Origin of the sequence: Paenibacillus sp. NAIST15-1, assembly GCF_001894745.1 — a bacterium.
In the GTDB taxonomy this organism is placed as follows: domain Bacteria; phylum Bacillota; class Bacilli; order Paenibacillales; family Paenibacillaceae; genus Paenibacillus_B; species Paenibacillus_B suaedae.
Window position 1 is genome coordinate 745080 of record NZ_BBYF01000001.1, and the last position, 14560, is coordinate 759639.

The window sequence follows — 14560 nt, forward strand, 5'->3', positions numbered from 1 at the left end:
CACTTAATTCCTTTCCATAAGAATTTTGATCGGTTCGTATTTAGTAATTCGACTGATAGATATGAGACTGGCTGCGGATACAAGCAATAACGCGATTCCTATAATTTGAAGAGCCGAGTCCACATTTAAGGAAAGATCGATGCTGCTGAGCGGCTCCACGTCTGCACTTGGAAAGGAACTCTTCGGACCCATCATCATCATATTGCCCCCGCTTGGCTGCTGATTGGCTGCCTCTTCTGCCAATTCAATCTGGTTGGCAAGTAGGGCGTTGGTGACAGGCTGCGCCGTCAGACTGCCCATGCCAAGTCCGACCGCCAAACATGTACAGGTAATCATCATGATTTCAGACCACAATCCAAAAGCGACCTTCCTTTTTTTCATCCCCATCGCCCGCAGGACGCCGATTTCATACTTGCGCTCTCGGATAGACATCGAGGAAAGAAGGGTGATAATGATGCCTCCGAGAATTAACACGACCGCCATGAACGTCACGGCAATGCCTCTCAGTCCTTCCACGGGACCGATGATTTTATTATAGGAAGCCTCATCGGTAGTAACGTTAAAGGTTTTCTCCAACCCTTTATCATATACTTCCTCAGCGAACGCATCCAACATGTCGGGCTGCTTCAAATAATAGGTCGCTTCAACCTTGATACCGGACATATCTGGCTGAATTTCCTGAACGACTGTTTCATAAGTCGTAAGTATTTCATTGCGACGGTTGGCAAAAGCATTTTTCATTGAGCCTTCCGAGTATTCATCCGTCGCATCATTGTAGGTTCCCACCACGGTCAATTCATAGGATATATCCGTGCGTTTCCCCTCCATCATATTGTTCAATTCACTAAATAACGATAGCTTATCCCCAATTTGAATCCCGTTCTTCTCCGCCAAATCCGTACTAATGATAGCCTCGTTACGTTCTTCCGGCATCCTTCCTTCCGCAAGCTCCCGCGTTCCATCCTCAAATTGAGTAAATGTATTCCCCAAAAGATTCAGCATGAACTGCATGGCTTCATCCTGGGGCATATCTGGACCGCCCCTCTTCATCACACCGCCTCCAGGGCCAAGCTCCGCGTCAATCGCGGTGACTTGGTCGCTATTTACTCCTGTTTTGGCCGTATATACGCTATTTTGCAAATATTCCGATTTACCGAAGTCGATATATTGGTCAGCAGGAACCGAAGGAATGCTTACCCTAATTCGCCCATCTGTACTGTTTGCCATAGCCTCCTCTCGTATTTTCTGCATGTCAGGTTCAAGACGCACTTCCGATCCAAAACGGCCTTTATAGTCGTCTATAATGCCATTTGCGGTGTTGCGGATCATGATCGCAATGACGGTAGTCACGACAACACCCAGAACGATTGCGCCGATCAGAATGTTTCTGCCCCTATTTTGCCTAACATTATGAAGCGCATTTTTTAAAATATACATGTTCTCTCCTCCTGAAAATCCTTTTGCGACGAGCCCCGATTTCTCATCTGAACCAGCATACTGTCCCAATCTAACTTGAATCTAACTTTTGATTTCAACCTAAAAAAACCGGCAGGTTCATCTGCCGGTTTATCGGTTAAACATCATTCTATTCGTGAGGTAGATCCATATGAAATAACACGCCATTATCCACATTTTCAAGCGCAAAGGAGATTCCCATTAAATCGAGCGCTTTTTTCACAATGGTTAGGCCCAGGCCGCTGCGCCCCTGACTCCGGCTTCTGGCTTTATCCTCACGGTAAAAGGGCTCAAAGAGCTTAGCTAGCATTTCCTCCTGAATCCTCACGCCGTTGTTGAAGACACAAAGACGAACGCATTTTTTCATGTCCTGCGTATAGATATGGATTCGTCCACCTTCCGGCGTATTTTGGATCGCGTTCATGACAATGTTGGACAACGCTTTGCGGAACAGCTTCGGATCCAATGTGCAGCATAGGTTCTCCGAAATGTTCACATCGATGCTCTGCTCTCTTACATCTGCTAACGTGCGGTAGGAAGAAAGAATCCCGGTTACTAACTTATTTAGATGGATGCTCTCACGTTCCTGTCCCGCCATATCATTGCTCAGTGTCACAATATCTAAAATTTCCGAGACCAGTTTATTTTGTTCATTCATCATTTTCAAGCATTCTCGTACATATTTTGGATGTTCCGCCGGCGGTATAACATTTTCCAACATCCCCTCCAGCAATGCACTGGTGGCGGCGATGGGCGTCTTTAACTCATGCGAAGCGGCAGAGAAAAAATATCGCTGATTCTCTTCCATCTCTTTTTCCCGTTCAATTTCAATTTCCAATTGCTGAATCGTTGCTAGTAATGTTCTATACATTTTATAGACATCTCCAGCAAGCTGACCAATCTCGTCTTTGCGGGAACCAGGAGCAGTAACTGGCTCCAAATCAGACATTTTCTTGGTGTCCTGCGCGATTTTTTCGATTGGCTTTGCGATTTGTCTGGCAAATAGAGCTGCGGCAAGGAGACTTACCATGAGTATCATCAAAAAAGCAAAAATCATTTTTTCGATAAACTCGTGATATACAGAAGTTCCAGATATCGTACCGGTAACATATAAGGCTACGCCCCCGGAAGCCTTCATTAGGAATTGAAACCGACCGCTGGCATCGGCGGTTATAAAATGAAATTTACGCTCCGTGAATGGATTCCCTTTCACGATTGCATTGCCTGATGGCAGTAATCCGATATCATTTCTCGTCAGGGTAAAATTTTCGGTCTGATATAGAATTTGTCCATCGGAAGCCTCCAAGCGAAATTCAAAGGAGGTGTTTTTTTCGTGGAAATCTTTAGCCATAATCATAATCTCATCATCAGATTTTCCATGCAGATGATTGAGAAGGGGCTGAAATACATTTGATATTTGCTGTCGCTGTGTTGACTCAACGACAGATTTGATTTGGTCGGAGAAAAATATGAACATAAAAAAGATAATAAAGAGCAATATCAACGCAGTATAGAAAAACACTTTTCCATAAATCCCGAAAAATCTACGCTTGATGATCCTCGACCTCCAAACAATAGCCAATCCCCTTGACGGTTTTAATGAGATTTTTAGGCAATTTATCCCTTAGCTTTTTGATGCTTGCATGAATAATGCCCTCATTTCCATCAAAATCATATCCCCAAATCTTAATTAATAACGTTCCATGTGGCACAATTTTATGGCTGTTTTGTGTAAGCAGCATTAAAATCTCGAATTCCTTGGGCGATAACTGAATTTTTTCACCGCTATATTCCACGCCGTAGGTTTCGGGGAATAATGTCAGCTTACCCGCTGTAATTTCTTTTTTAATAGCCCCGCTGCGTCGTAGAAGCGCTTCAACACGTTTGACAAGAATCGGCATAGAGAACGGCTTGGTTACGTAATCGTCCACTTCATTGGTAAAAGCGGTCAGTTGATTCTGATCATCGCTCAATGCAGTCATCATCAATACCGGGGTGTCGCTTATTTTACGAAACTCTTTCAGAAGCTCCTGCCCGTCCATGCCGGGCAGCATAATGTCCAGTATGATGAGGTGATACTGTGTGTTATAAAATTGCTCTAGCGCGTCATCGCCATCCGAACACGTATCGATTCGATACCCCGCATTTTGCAAAAATTTTTGAACCATCGTTCTGATATGCTCATCATCCTCGACCACCAAAATTCTAATCTCCATAATCTCACCCGACACCACTTTAGCATGATCATCTAACATTTATCTAACCAGGATACAATATCATTATCTTGAGTCATTTTTCATAATTGCAACCACTAAGTGTTTTTAACCTCTTCTGCTACGATCCATATAATAAAATCGCTACAACCGCAAATCGTTCATTTCGATTTCAAATCAGTATCATAAAAAATTCAAAGCTCTCTCCCAACCACGTACTGCCAATAAATATTTGGAATTTTATAGTATTTTAGAATCCAGCCTTGACACTCTTTATTAGTTGTAACTATAATAGTTACATCTCGAGAACACACTAATGCAAATAAGCAGTAGAATTTCCATTGCGGTTCAAAATGATTTATAAAAAGTGAGCCCATTTTTTTTGGAACAGTTGTAACTATAACAGTTACAACTTTAGATCTCGAAATACGTTAGAAAGGAGAATGTTGATTACGATCTGCTGGATATGCTGATTGCCAAATACGCAAACAATCAAGATAAAGCTGAATGCTTATGAACTGTGACGGGCATACTTTACCTACTTTTAGGAAACCACGAATTGGTGGTTGGATCGTGGTAAATCACTCAAATGATATAAGAGTGAGCAGCTTGAGCTGCGTATCGTTACACGTTTCTGTTTAAAATTGTTATCAACATAAGGAAGAGGGAGATTTTTGATGTTTAGAAAGAAATCATCGATCGGAGTTATTTTATTGCTTGCTTTTACCCTATTGCTGAGTGCATGCGCCGGTAAAGCGAACACGACAAACAACGAGAACAAAGAAGAACCTAAGAAGCAGGCAGCTGAACTGAAGATCACGCCATTCAACCCTGGAGAAAACGGCCTCTTCTCTGTCAGTTCGAGCCTAATCGAAGGGCCGAAAGAGGTCGTGCTTGTCGATGCACAGTTCGAAAAGAGCAACGCCGAAAAGCTGGTCAAAATGATCCAAGACACTGGAAAGAAGCTGACTACGGTCTATGTAAGCCATAAGGATCCAGATTTCTACTTCGGTCTGTCGGCAATCCGCAAGGCATTTCCAGACGTAAAAATCGTTGCTACTCCGGCAACCGTGGAAGGAATTAAGGCAACCATCAAGATTAAGAATGACTTCTGGAGCCCAATCCTGAAAGAAAACGCTCCGACAGAGCTGATTGTCCCTGATGTCCTAGACGGTGATAAGCTGACAGTCGATGGTGAAACCGTGCAGATAGTCGGTCTCAATGGTTCTGATCCGTCCCATACTGTGCTTTGGGTTCCATCGAAAAAAACAATCTTGGGCGGCGTACCTATCTACGAGAACCTGCATGTCTGGATGGCAGACAACCAGACTCCAGAGAGCCGTGACCACTGGCGGGAAATTTTGAAGCAGATTCTTGATCTGAAGCCGGAACGGGTTATCCCTGGCCATTACCTAGGCAAGAGCTCCGAGAATACGTCCAGCGTCACCTTCACTCGTGACTATATTGCAAAATTTGAAGAAGCGGCTAAACAGTCCAAAAATTCAACTGAGCTGATTGCAGCGATGAAGAAAGACTATCCGAACTTCAAGAATACAAGTGATCTGGAAATGGGCGCACAAGTAATGAAAGGCGAGCGTTCATGGCCTTGATTTAACGTTTGTTTCATATAATATAAGGCCGTCATGCCGTCTTCATTCGGAGTACTCCACACCATCAGGTTAGCTCCATTGCAGCGGTATGGCGGCCCTTTTTTATGTAGTCTATTCACGATTCTGTCAGTTCAAAATACCACTCGAGGAAGGAATTAAAGCTTTTCCATTGCGAATCCAGTTTACCAGCATAAAAATCCTCCATTTGCTGACCCAATCCTAAGCCTATCACTTCGTCTGTGTTCTTATTATAAAAAAAACCGTATTCCCCTTCAAAGCTATCTAACGGAATATATTCTTCAGGCAGTTTTAAAACGGCATGAGCATTCTCCATTGCTAACATATAATCCGAAGAATTGATCATAAACCAACAAATCTGATAGATTTCATATCGTCTATTATAGAAAGTCGGCCCTTCCTCTGCATGCAAATAAAAAGCAGCAAAATCAGAACCCAGATCAATGCCTAACTTTACTAATGCGTTTTTATACTCCTCATCAATGTCTTCAAACCACCAGTTTTTGCTTCTGCAATAATTGACCACTTTTTCCGACAGCATCTCGATTGCTCCTCCGATATATTTATAAACTATCTAAATTATTCCCCTGAGTATATCACATCTCCTTTCGTTATCGTTGTTCGCGGCTTACCTAATTGTGCTTCAAAAGCAAGGCAGGTATGGTCGATAAAATGTTAACTGTTAAAAAGTTTATCGGAATGGGATATTTTCGAGCTCCCGATCGTGTTGTATATAGGAGGCGAAAAAATGGAAAGCAATTCTTTATTGCGTACGGATAAGGAATTGGCCGAACTCTATCAACGGCATGTAGATGTAGTTTACAGGCTGAGCTATATCTATTTGAAAAATCCCGCTGATGCAGAAGACGCTGTTCAATCTGTATTTATAAAACTTATTCAATCTCAGGTGGTATTCAATGACCATGAGCACGAAAAAGCTTGGTTTTTGGTAACCACCCGAAATTACTGTAAAGACGTATTAAAGCATTGGTGGAAATCCCGGCGCGTCGATGCAAAGTCCCTACCGGAGATTTCCTCTTGGAATGGTCAGGAGGCATCTGGCAAAATGCTCGCAAGGCTGCTGTCACTTCCCGAAAAGTATAAAACCGTGCTGTACCTTTATTATTACGAGACGTACTCGATAAAGGAAATATCAGAGATGATAGGATACAAGGAAAGCACGATTCAAACACAGCTAGCCAGAGGCCGGCAGCTCCTTAAAGCGGACTTGGGAGGGAATTATCTTGAGCGACAAACAGATTAATCGGCTATTTGAGGCTCTTACGCCTACATCGGAGCAAAAAGAAAAAATGTTTCATAACATTGTCGTACATAGCCAGAACGAAGCGAAAAGACAGAGCAGGGTTACTCCCGCGAGACGTTTAAGACCCGCGCTGCTGTTTGCCATCCTGTTAGGCTGCTTGACGACAACAGCTTTGGCAGCGGCCTATATCGGGTTAGATGAAGCATTTATAAAATTTCTGAAGCCCGCAAACCAGGAGCAGGCACAATTTTTATCAAATGGCGCCTATATCATCGATAAGCAAATAAAAAATGAAAATGGTACGCTTACGATGAAGCAAGTCGTCGGCGACAGTAATCGAACCTATATCCTCATGAACTTTACTGCTCCAAATGGGACTGTGTTAGATGCAGATGAATACCGTTTTGAAAGTACCTATCTTCGCTATGATAGGGCGGGGAAAGATAGGTTCGGATATAGTTGGGGGTTCGATGTGCTAGATGATGGACATCCGAATGACAATAACATCAGCTTGATCATGAAGATTACGACTAAACATTCATTAGCCGGACGTACATTTGATTTTGAATTCGAGAACTTGCAAATCAGAAATCCCGTTACAAAAGATTTTGAAACGATCATACCAGGAACTTGGAAAACCACTGTTCAGCTAGATTTCAAAGAATACTCTAGCGTGTATCAGATCAACCAAGACATCGACATGTATGGTTATAAGGCCGTGTTAAAAACGATCTCCATCTCGCCAATTTCAATTACGTTAAAGCTTGAGAGCAATTCGCTACGTGAGATTTCCAATACCGCTGACAGAGGGAAAATTGACGGTAAGTCATTGGATAACTTCCCTATCACAATAAACTATAAAGATGGATCCTCAGAGACGACAAACTTTTTTAGTGGATCAGATAATATGGATCTTATAACTGGGCAAATGTTTACGAACAAAACTTTTAAAAATGTTATAAATGATAAGGAAATCAAATCTATTGTATTCTTTAATAAAGAATTTCCAATCAACGACTAAAATTCCCTATTGGTTCAGTTCATAAAATTAACCCCCTTGACATTCAAGGGGGTCATTTTTTAATGATATGAATTTCGCAATATTGCAATCAATCCGACTTTGCATGTGTATTTGGCTAAGACCTAATTAGGAAGTGACGCTTGATACTGTGACCAAAGCGTCTGCACGTCTGTTCCGGTAATCAATTTAATTTGACGTTCCTTCCACAATCTTTTTTCATTTTCTCCTCCAATGTTGTAAGGGATCTGGGTCGCATTTAATTCACGAATGAAGCCTCGTTTTTTCGTATCCTCTATCCAGCGAAGGAAATTCGCTGTCCCCTGCTTCTCCCAGCTTCCTCCCTTTCTCGCGCTATAACGGTCATGGTAGCCCGCTCTATAGCGCAAGCTATCGGCTATTGCCTCTACATCAAAATTGCTATATTGATAAACATGACCGATTTCATGATAAAGGATTCCAATTATTTCGTCGCGCAGCGATTTGGCAGGGCTCTCTACAAACTTTTGCAGATACTGCGCACTGAAGCCTACTGTCTTCAGCGTGGCATCTCCCGATGTCCAAGCCACCCCAGGAGCGTCTACTATCGTAACTAATATTTTTTTGACATCTACAGGCGCATCGGCCGGACTCATGTATAACATCTCATGTACTTTACGTGCGACCGCCAATATTTCTTTCTCTGCATTGGGAAGAGCTTTCTTAAATAATTTACCTTTACTCGTTGAATCAAGGATCTGTACTTCGATTTTTGGGTTGATGGCATGCCCGACATCATTCGTACGCGAGAATTCGACTTCACCCAATTGCATGGAGTTTCCGCTGTGATTTTTCATATTGCTGAGTCTATAGTATTGATACGCTGCGGTATTGTTATCTAAAAGATAATACATGCGCTGATGTCGGACCTTGAAAACCTCATTGCTTTTCTTGTCTATACTAGTCCAGTTCTTATTATCGTTCGATCCTTGAAGAACCCAACTTTTAGGGTCGCGTTCAGGTCTATCATCAGCTGCCGTAAGCGAGTAACCATCAATCGTTACCGGTTCGCCGAAGTCGAATGTGAGCCATGCCGTATTATCTTTTGTAAACCATTTCGTAACGCTAGTCCCGTCCACCAGATTCTCTTTGGTTTGGTTAGGCTTTTTTTCTCCACTGGCCGCAACCTCGGGCTTGGTCGTACTCCATTTCTTTGAGCTGCCATCATATAGCTTGATTTCGGAGACCTGCAGCATTCCGCTTCCATTTTGATTATGAAAGTTATCGAATTTCACAAATTTATACGCTGTGTTATTGGAAAATGAATAGGTTTTCGTTTGATGCCGAGAGGTGAAGCTTTGATTCTGCTGTACGTCCAGTTGAGTCCAGCTAGAGCCGTCATTAGAACCTTTTAACACCCAGCTTTTCGGGTCTCGATATGGCTCGTCCTCCGCAGAAGTAATCGAGTATGAGGTTACGACTTTCGCGTCAGGAAACTCGTATTGCAGCCATGCCGGGCTGTTAAACGTCAACCATTTTGAAAAAATATCTTGATCGAATGCCTTATCCTTCCCTTGATCCGGCGCGAACTCCCCGCTTGCCGTTGCCTTCCCACCTGTAGCTAAATTCGTTGGGATTTTGATTGAAGTTTGTTCCGCTGCCGCTGCCTGAATATGTACGCTGTTGCTGAAGCCTGCTCCTAAGGTAGCAGCTAAAATAAGAATGCCAAATCTCTTCATGCTTCGCCATCTCCTCTTTACTTTGCATTGGGATTGGACCGAATTTAGATGGTTATAATTGCTAATTATACATCAAAAACACATACTGGTAAAATATACAATTCAGCCATTTACATAACCACACCTATTACATTTCACATGACGCAACTATCATGAACAAAATAAAAGAGAGCATAAAATAACCCCCTTAGCATTTAAGGGGGCTCCATCATACATGATATTATTTTCGCCAAAAGGTTGAGCAGTTTGCCTTATCCAAAATATTGAACGCAATCATTTCCTCAAGTAATGAGAAATGAACCGGACTACTCCACGGAATACGAAACAGCTGCTTCGTCTGTTCATAGCCAGCCTGCTCAATTTCATCAGAAAAATGAATAATCCCAGCTCTTTCGGGGCCAACAGCCAAATGATTTTTGGATACACTAAAGCCAATAATAAATGTGCCATGATCGGTAAACATAGGCTGATTCCACGCGATTTTAGGCATTAAGTTCGGAAATTTCTGAATGATCCAAGCCAAAACCTCTTCTGTTCGATCCCGATGCTGTGGGTGCTCAATTTTTTCTAAATATTCTGAAAAAACTTCCATGTCGCTCTCTCCTAAAATGAAAACTTATTTTTACATAACATTATTGTCAGTACACCAATTCCTATCCTTCAGTGCTTTGGTGACGTCCATTTATCAACTGTAGGGATTATTGTTCTATTACACTAGAAACGCTTTGCTGGATAATCATATCCAACAAGTTTTGATGTTGCAAATGTATGTCAAAATGCTTTCAGGGGATCTTTTCCATTCGACTGGTTGTATAGTATTCTAGCCATAGAAAGGAGTGAGGAAAAATCCATGGTAAAACAATTAATCGTCGGAGATGCCTTGCAAGAACTGGCCATTACACGCCGCATACTGGAGCGCTTACCCGAAGAGCATTTGACGTGGAAGCCGCATGTGAAATCGATGTCGTTAGGCGGGCTAGCCACGCACCTGATTAACCTGCTGAATTGGCAAATCGCAATTTTTCGTTACCCGGAATTCGATCTTTCAACCGTGCCGAATCGGCGAGAAGCTTTGGAAAGACGTGAAGACGTGCTGAAAGAATTCGATGCGAACGTCGTGGAGCTTGAAAGGTTGTTAGCTGAATGTGACGAGAACGCCCTTAGCGAGGAATGGACTTTGCGAAACGGTGACCATATCATCCTGCGCCAGCCGCGGGCGATCGCGCTTCGCACATTCGGAATAAGCCACATGATCCATCATCGAGCACAGCTCGGGGTTTATTTGCGGTTACTCGATATTCCGCTGCCAGGCCTCTATGGTCCCTCGGCAGATGAGGAAGGAAAATAAACGAAAATGTACCGAAAAGTCGCAGAGCATCGGCAAACCGCCGGGTAGCTCTGCGACTTTTTTTTGAGAATAGAGTTTTTGCCGGGCAGGTGTAAATAAAAAATATTTTTTCAGCCCAAAGCCGCATCCCTATTAGGATTGACCTTTAATTCTGGAAAATTTTCTTAAAAAAGGGGCTTTTCATTTTTAAAAGCTCTGTTATAATACAGATCAACGAATGACAAATCTGTATTATAACAGATAACCTAAATGACTCAGGAGGCGTTTGGAATGGACTGCTACTACTGTCATGGCAATGGAGAAATGGAATGTTTGGAATGCGAAGGACACGGAAAACAGGAGAGCGGCCACCAATGTGGCTCATGCCAAGGGCATGGCATCACGCCTTGCCTGCGCTGCAACGGAAGCGGCAGCCTGGATTACGAATTCAATGAACAAGACTCGATCACGAATATTTTGCAAGCCGCCTATTTGAGTCCGGCTTTCAGCAGAGGGAGGTAATTAGTCATGTCCAAAATGCCCGCTAACAATTGCAAGGAAATTGTTGTACTCGGTCACATGCCTGAACCGTACGCCGAGATTTTGACGCCTGGGGCACTCGAGTTCCTCGGAAAGCTCCATGAACGGTTCAGTGCCCGCAGATTAGAGCTTCTCTCTGACCGTGCCGAGCGCCAACGCCGACTGGATGCCGGCGAACTCCCCGACTTCCTGCCGGAAACGAGGCACATTCGGGACGGTGAGTGGAGCGTCGCCCCAGTGCCTTCCGATCTCCAAGACCGACGGGTGGAAATAACTGGCCCCTCCGGGGATGCAAAAATGGTCATCAATGCGCTCAATTCCGGCGCCAAAGGCTTCATGGCCGACTTCGAAGATGCCAATTCCCCGACATGGGACAATTCGATCCGCGGCCAAATCAATATGCGCGATGCCATTCGTCGTACAATCACCTTTACGAGCCCAGAGGGCAAAGCCTACCGCCTGAACGAACAAACCGCTTACCTGTTAATTCGCCCTCGTGGCTGGCATTTGGAGGAGAAACACATTCGCATAGGCGAAGAAAACGCCTCAGGCAGCCTTGTCGACTTCGGACTCTATTTCTACCACAATGCCCGTACCCTCATCGAGAATCAATCCGGACCTTATTTCTATCTTCCCAAGCTGGAGTCCCACCAAGAAGCAAAACTATGGAACGATGTATTCGTGTTCGCCCAACAGGAGCTGGGCATCCCTCAAGGAACGATTAAAGCAACCGTGCTCATCGAGACGATTCTGGCCACATTTGAGGCAGATGAAATTTTATACGAGCTGCGGGAGCATAGCGCTGGCTTGAACTGCGGTCGCTGGGACTATATCTTCAGCTTCATTAAGCGGCTGAACCGTCATAGACATGCGCTGCTCCCCGATCGTTCACAGGTCACGATGACCGTGCCGTTCATGCGGGCGTACACGCAGTACGTCATCCGTACCTGTCACAAACGCGATGCGCATGCCATGGGCGGCATGGCAGCCCAGATTCCAATTCGGCATGACGCCGAGGCTAACGCGAAGGCAATGGAGCAAGTGCGCGCCGATAAGCAACGCGAAGCAAATGACGGCCATGATGGAACTTGGGTCGCCCATCCTGGACTCGTTCCGATCGCAATGGAAATATTCAATGAACAGATGAAGGGGCCGAACCAGCTTCAGAAAAAACGCGAAGATGTCCGTGTCACGGCAAGCGACCTGCTCGCTATACCAGAAGGCACAATTACCGAGCAGGGACTGCGGACGAATATCAGTGTCGGTCTGCAATATATCGAAGCATGGCTGAGGGGATTCGGCGCCGTACCGATCTTCAATCTTATGGAGGATGCGGCGACGGCCGAGATATCGCGCACTCAGGTGTGGCAATGGATTCGTCATCCGGAAGGCCGGCTTACGAATGGAAACGACATCACGCTTGAGCTTGTGTTGAAGCTGACGGAAGAAGAAATGTCCAAGATTGAAGAGTCAATCGGCCAAGATGACTTCGCGGGCCGCAGATTCACTGAGGCGAAGCAATTGTTCGTAAATTTGATTAGCGAAGAAACTTGCAGCGAGTTTTTGACGGTGATGGGCTATGAATTGCTGGGATGAAATCATTGAATATGAGGAGATGGCTGCCGTGAAGGATAAGCATACGATTCAACAATTGGAGACGAAATGGAAAGGAGAACGGTGGGAAGGCGTAACGCGTACCTATTCTGCCGATGAAGTGATCCGGCTTCGCGGTTCTGTCCAGGTGGAGCATACGTTAGCCCAGATGGGAGCCGAACGGCTCTGGCATCTGCTGCATACCGAAGAATTCGTGCCCGCGCTTGGAGCATTGACGGGGAATCAAGCCGTGCAGCAGGTAAAAGCCGGCTTGCCCGCCATATACTTAAGCGGATGGCAGGTAGCCGCAGACGCCAACCTGTCGGGTCATATGTATCCCGATCAGAGCTTATATCCGGCCAACAGTGTGCCGCAGGTCGTAAAGCGGATTAATCAAGCCCTGCAGCGGGCCGATCAAATCCAACATGCGGAAGGTAAAAATGAAACCTACTTTTTTGCCCCGATCGTAGCAGATGCCGAAGCTGGATTCGGAGGGTCGCTCAATGTATTCGAACTAATGAAGGCGATGATTGAAGCAGGAGCCGCAGGCGTACACTTCGAAGATCAACTATCTTCGGAGAAAAAGTGCGGGCATCTCGGCGGCAAGGTGCTCCTCCCTACGCAGCAAGCCATTCGTCATTTGATCGCCGCTCGATTGGCTGCCGACGTTATGGGTACGGACACCTTGATTATCGCACGTACGGACGCCAATGCGGCCCAACTGCTGACGAGCGACGTCGATCCGTACGATCGGCCATTCCTGACGGGGCAACGTTCTCCGGAGGGCTTCTATTATACCCGTGCTGGGATTGAACAAGCGATTGCGCGCGGTCTCGCCTATGCGCCTTATGCAGATCTCGTCTGGTGCGAGACGTCCGAGCCGAACATCGATGAAGCACGGCAATTCGCCGAGGCGATCCATGCCAAATATCCAGGCAAGCTGCTCGCTTATAATTGCTCGCCTTCCTTCAACTGGAAGAAGAAGCTGGACGATAAGGCAATCGCGGGCTTCCAGCGCGAGCTTGGACGTATGGGATACAAGTTCCAGTTCGTGACACTAGCCGGTTTCCACGCGCTCAATTACAGCATGTTCGAGCTGGCGCAAGGCTACAAGGAGCGCGGCATGGCCGCCTACTCCGACCTGCAGCAGGCTGAATTCGCCTTGGAACAGCTCGGCTATGAAGCGGTTAAGCATCAGCGCGAGGTCGGCACAGGCTACTTCGACGAGGTGGCACAAGCGATTTCGGGCGGAATTTCATCTACAACCGCCTACACAGACTCGACGGAGGCAGAGCAGTTCACGTAAGGGGAACCGTTTCAAACCCATTTTTGAACATAGAGCTAAATTAACTAAACGCCCCGGTTTGCAATCACTCCCCTTTGCTGCCCGCTGCTCTGCAACCTCACCTTCGCTGCTATAAGCAGCTTTCGTAACACGAAGCTCGCTACGGAAGCGCAAAACCTCAGTTCCACCGCAACCTCCCCGGGGCATACAAGGATGGAGCCGTCTCACAGGTCATTGAACAATGACGCAGAGACGGCTCCATTTTTTCATTCAGCAGCCCCTTTCCCAAACGCATTTGTACCGTTTCCCTATCGTTGCTAGTGGATTCAGCCCATTCTTTACTCCCTTTTATATCTGCTTCTTTCGCACTCCTCGCTAATCAACTCTCCAAAACTATCACTGGATGACAAATGCTTCAAAAAGCTACTTACTAGCAAATATTTAATTTACATAGTTGTAAATAATAGGTTTATATGGTAAATGTAAAAGTATAACATCTTGCTAGCTGTCCCCCTCAAC

Annotated in this window: 13 protein-coding genes; 7 read left to right on the forward strand and 6 right to left on the reverse strand. The window is 45.2% G+C overall.

Annotated elements, in window-relative coordinates; all coding sequences use genetic code 11:
* Nucleotides 1-3: 3 nt before the first annotated feature.
* The 3 genes from PBN151_RS03315 to PBN151_RS03325 all read right to left on the reverse strand — a co-directional run bounded on the left by PBN151_RS03315 (nt 4) and on the right by PBN151_RS03325 (nt 3671).
* Nucleotides 4-1437 carry an ABC transporter permease gene (locus PBN151_RS03315; protein WP_072727643.1) on the reverse strand — a complete coding sequence of 478 codons (1434 nt, stop codon included), beginning with the start codon at nt 1435-1437 and terminating at the stop codon, nt 4-6.
* A 148-nt stretch (nt 1438-1585) separates the two neighbouring features.
* The gene (locus PBN151_RS03320) at nt 1586-2806 is read right to left on the reverse strand and encodes a HAMP domain-containing sensor histidine kinase (protein WP_175560595.1); all 1221 of its coding nucleotides are present in this window, start codon (nt 2804-2806) and stop codon (nt 1586-1588) included.
* 193 nt (nt 2807-2999) lie between these two features.
* Nucleotides 3000-3671, reverse strand: a complete 672-nt coding sequence (locus PBN151_RS03325) for a response regulator transcription factor (RefSeq protein ID WP_072727644.1) — start codon at nt 3669-3671, stop codon at nt 3000-3002.
* A 674-nt stretch (nt 3672-4345) separates the two neighbouring features.
* On the opposite strand from PBN151_RS03325, the gene PBN151_RS03330 reads away from it, so the two are divergent.
* The gene (locus PBN151_RS03330) at nt 4346-5278 is read left to right on the forward strand and encodes an MBL fold metallo-hydrolase (RefSeq protein WP_072727645.1); all 933 of its coding nucleotides are present in this window, start codon (nt 4346-4348) and stop codon (nt 5276-5278) included.
* 115 nt (nt 5279-5393) lie between these two features.
* Here PBN151_RS03330 and PBN151_RS03335 read toward each other — a convergent pair whose 3' ends face one another.
* Nucleotides 5394-5837: a hypothetical protein gene (locus PBN151_RS03335; protein ID WP_072727646.1), complete on the reverse strand. Its 444-nt coding sequence runs from the start codon at nt 5835-5837 to the stop codon at nt 5394-5396.
* A 207-nt stretch (nt 5838-6044) separates the two neighbouring features.
* Between PBN151_RS03335 and PBN151_RS03340 the strand changes: the two genes are divergently transcribed.
* Together PBN151_RS03340 and PBN151_RS03345 are read left to right on the forward strand one after the other, a co-directional pair.
* Nucleotides 6045-6560, forward strand: coding sequence for an RNA polymerase sigma factor (locus tag PBN151_RS03340; protein ID WP_072727647.1), 516 nt, complete (start codon nt 6045-6047; stop codon nt 6558-6560).
* Nucleotides 6541-7581 carry a DUF4179 domain-containing protein gene (locus PBN151_RS03345; RefSeq protein WP_072727648.1) on the forward strand — a complete coding sequence of 347 codons (1041 nt, stop codon included), beginning with the start codon at nt 6541-6543 and terminating at the stop codon, nt 7579-7581. Before PBN151_RS03340 ends, PBN151_RS03345 begins: the two co-directional genes overlap by 20 nt.
* A gap of 122 nt (nt 7582-7703) precedes the next feature.
* Here PBN151_RS03345 and PBN151_RS03350 read toward each other — a convergent pair whose 3' ends face one another.
* Nucleotides 7704-9296, reverse strand: a complete 1593-nt coding sequence (locus PBN151_RS03350; protein ID WP_072727649.1) for a basic secretory protein-like protein — start codon at nt 9294-9296, stop codon at nt 7704-7706.
* Nucleotides 9297-9516: 220 nt separating this feature from the next.
* Entirely contained in the window at nt 9517-9888 is a 372-nt protein-coding gene (locus PBN151_RS03355; RefSeq protein WP_072727650.1) for an iron chaperone, read from the reverse strand.
* A 258-nt stretch (nt 9889-10146) separates the two neighbouring features.
* On the opposite strand from PBN151_RS03355, the gene PBN151_RS03360 reads away from it, so the two are divergent.
* The 4 genes from PBN151_RS03360 (at nt 10147) to aceA (ending at nt 14062) form a co-directional block, all read left to right on the forward strand.
* Nucleotides 10147-10644, forward strand: coding sequence for a DinB family protein (locus PBN151_RS03360; protein WP_072727651.1), 498 nt, complete (start codon nt 10147-10149; stop codon nt 10642-10644).
* A 270-nt stretch (nt 10645-10914) separates the two neighbouring features.
* Complete coding sequence (locus tag PBN151_RS03365) at nt 10915-11145, forward strand: hypothetical protein (RefSeq protein WP_021254037.1); 231 nt, start codon at nt 10915-10917, stop codon at nt 11143-11145.
* A gap of 6 nt (nt 11146-11151) precedes the next feature.
* A complete protein-coding gene (gene aceB, locus PBN151_RS03370; RefSeq protein WP_175560596.1) occupies nt 11152-12759 on the forward strand; it encodes a malate synthase A in 1608 nt (535 codons plus the stop codon).
* A 19-nt stretch (nt 12760-12778) separates the two neighbouring features.
* Nucleotides 12779-14062 (forward strand): isocitrate lyase, encoded by a 1284-nt coding sequence (gene aceA, locus PBN151_RS03375; RefSeq protein ID WP_072727771.1) that lies wholly within the window; start codon nt 12779-12781, stop codon nt 14060-14062.
* Nucleotides 14063-14560 lie beyond the last annotated feature (498 nt).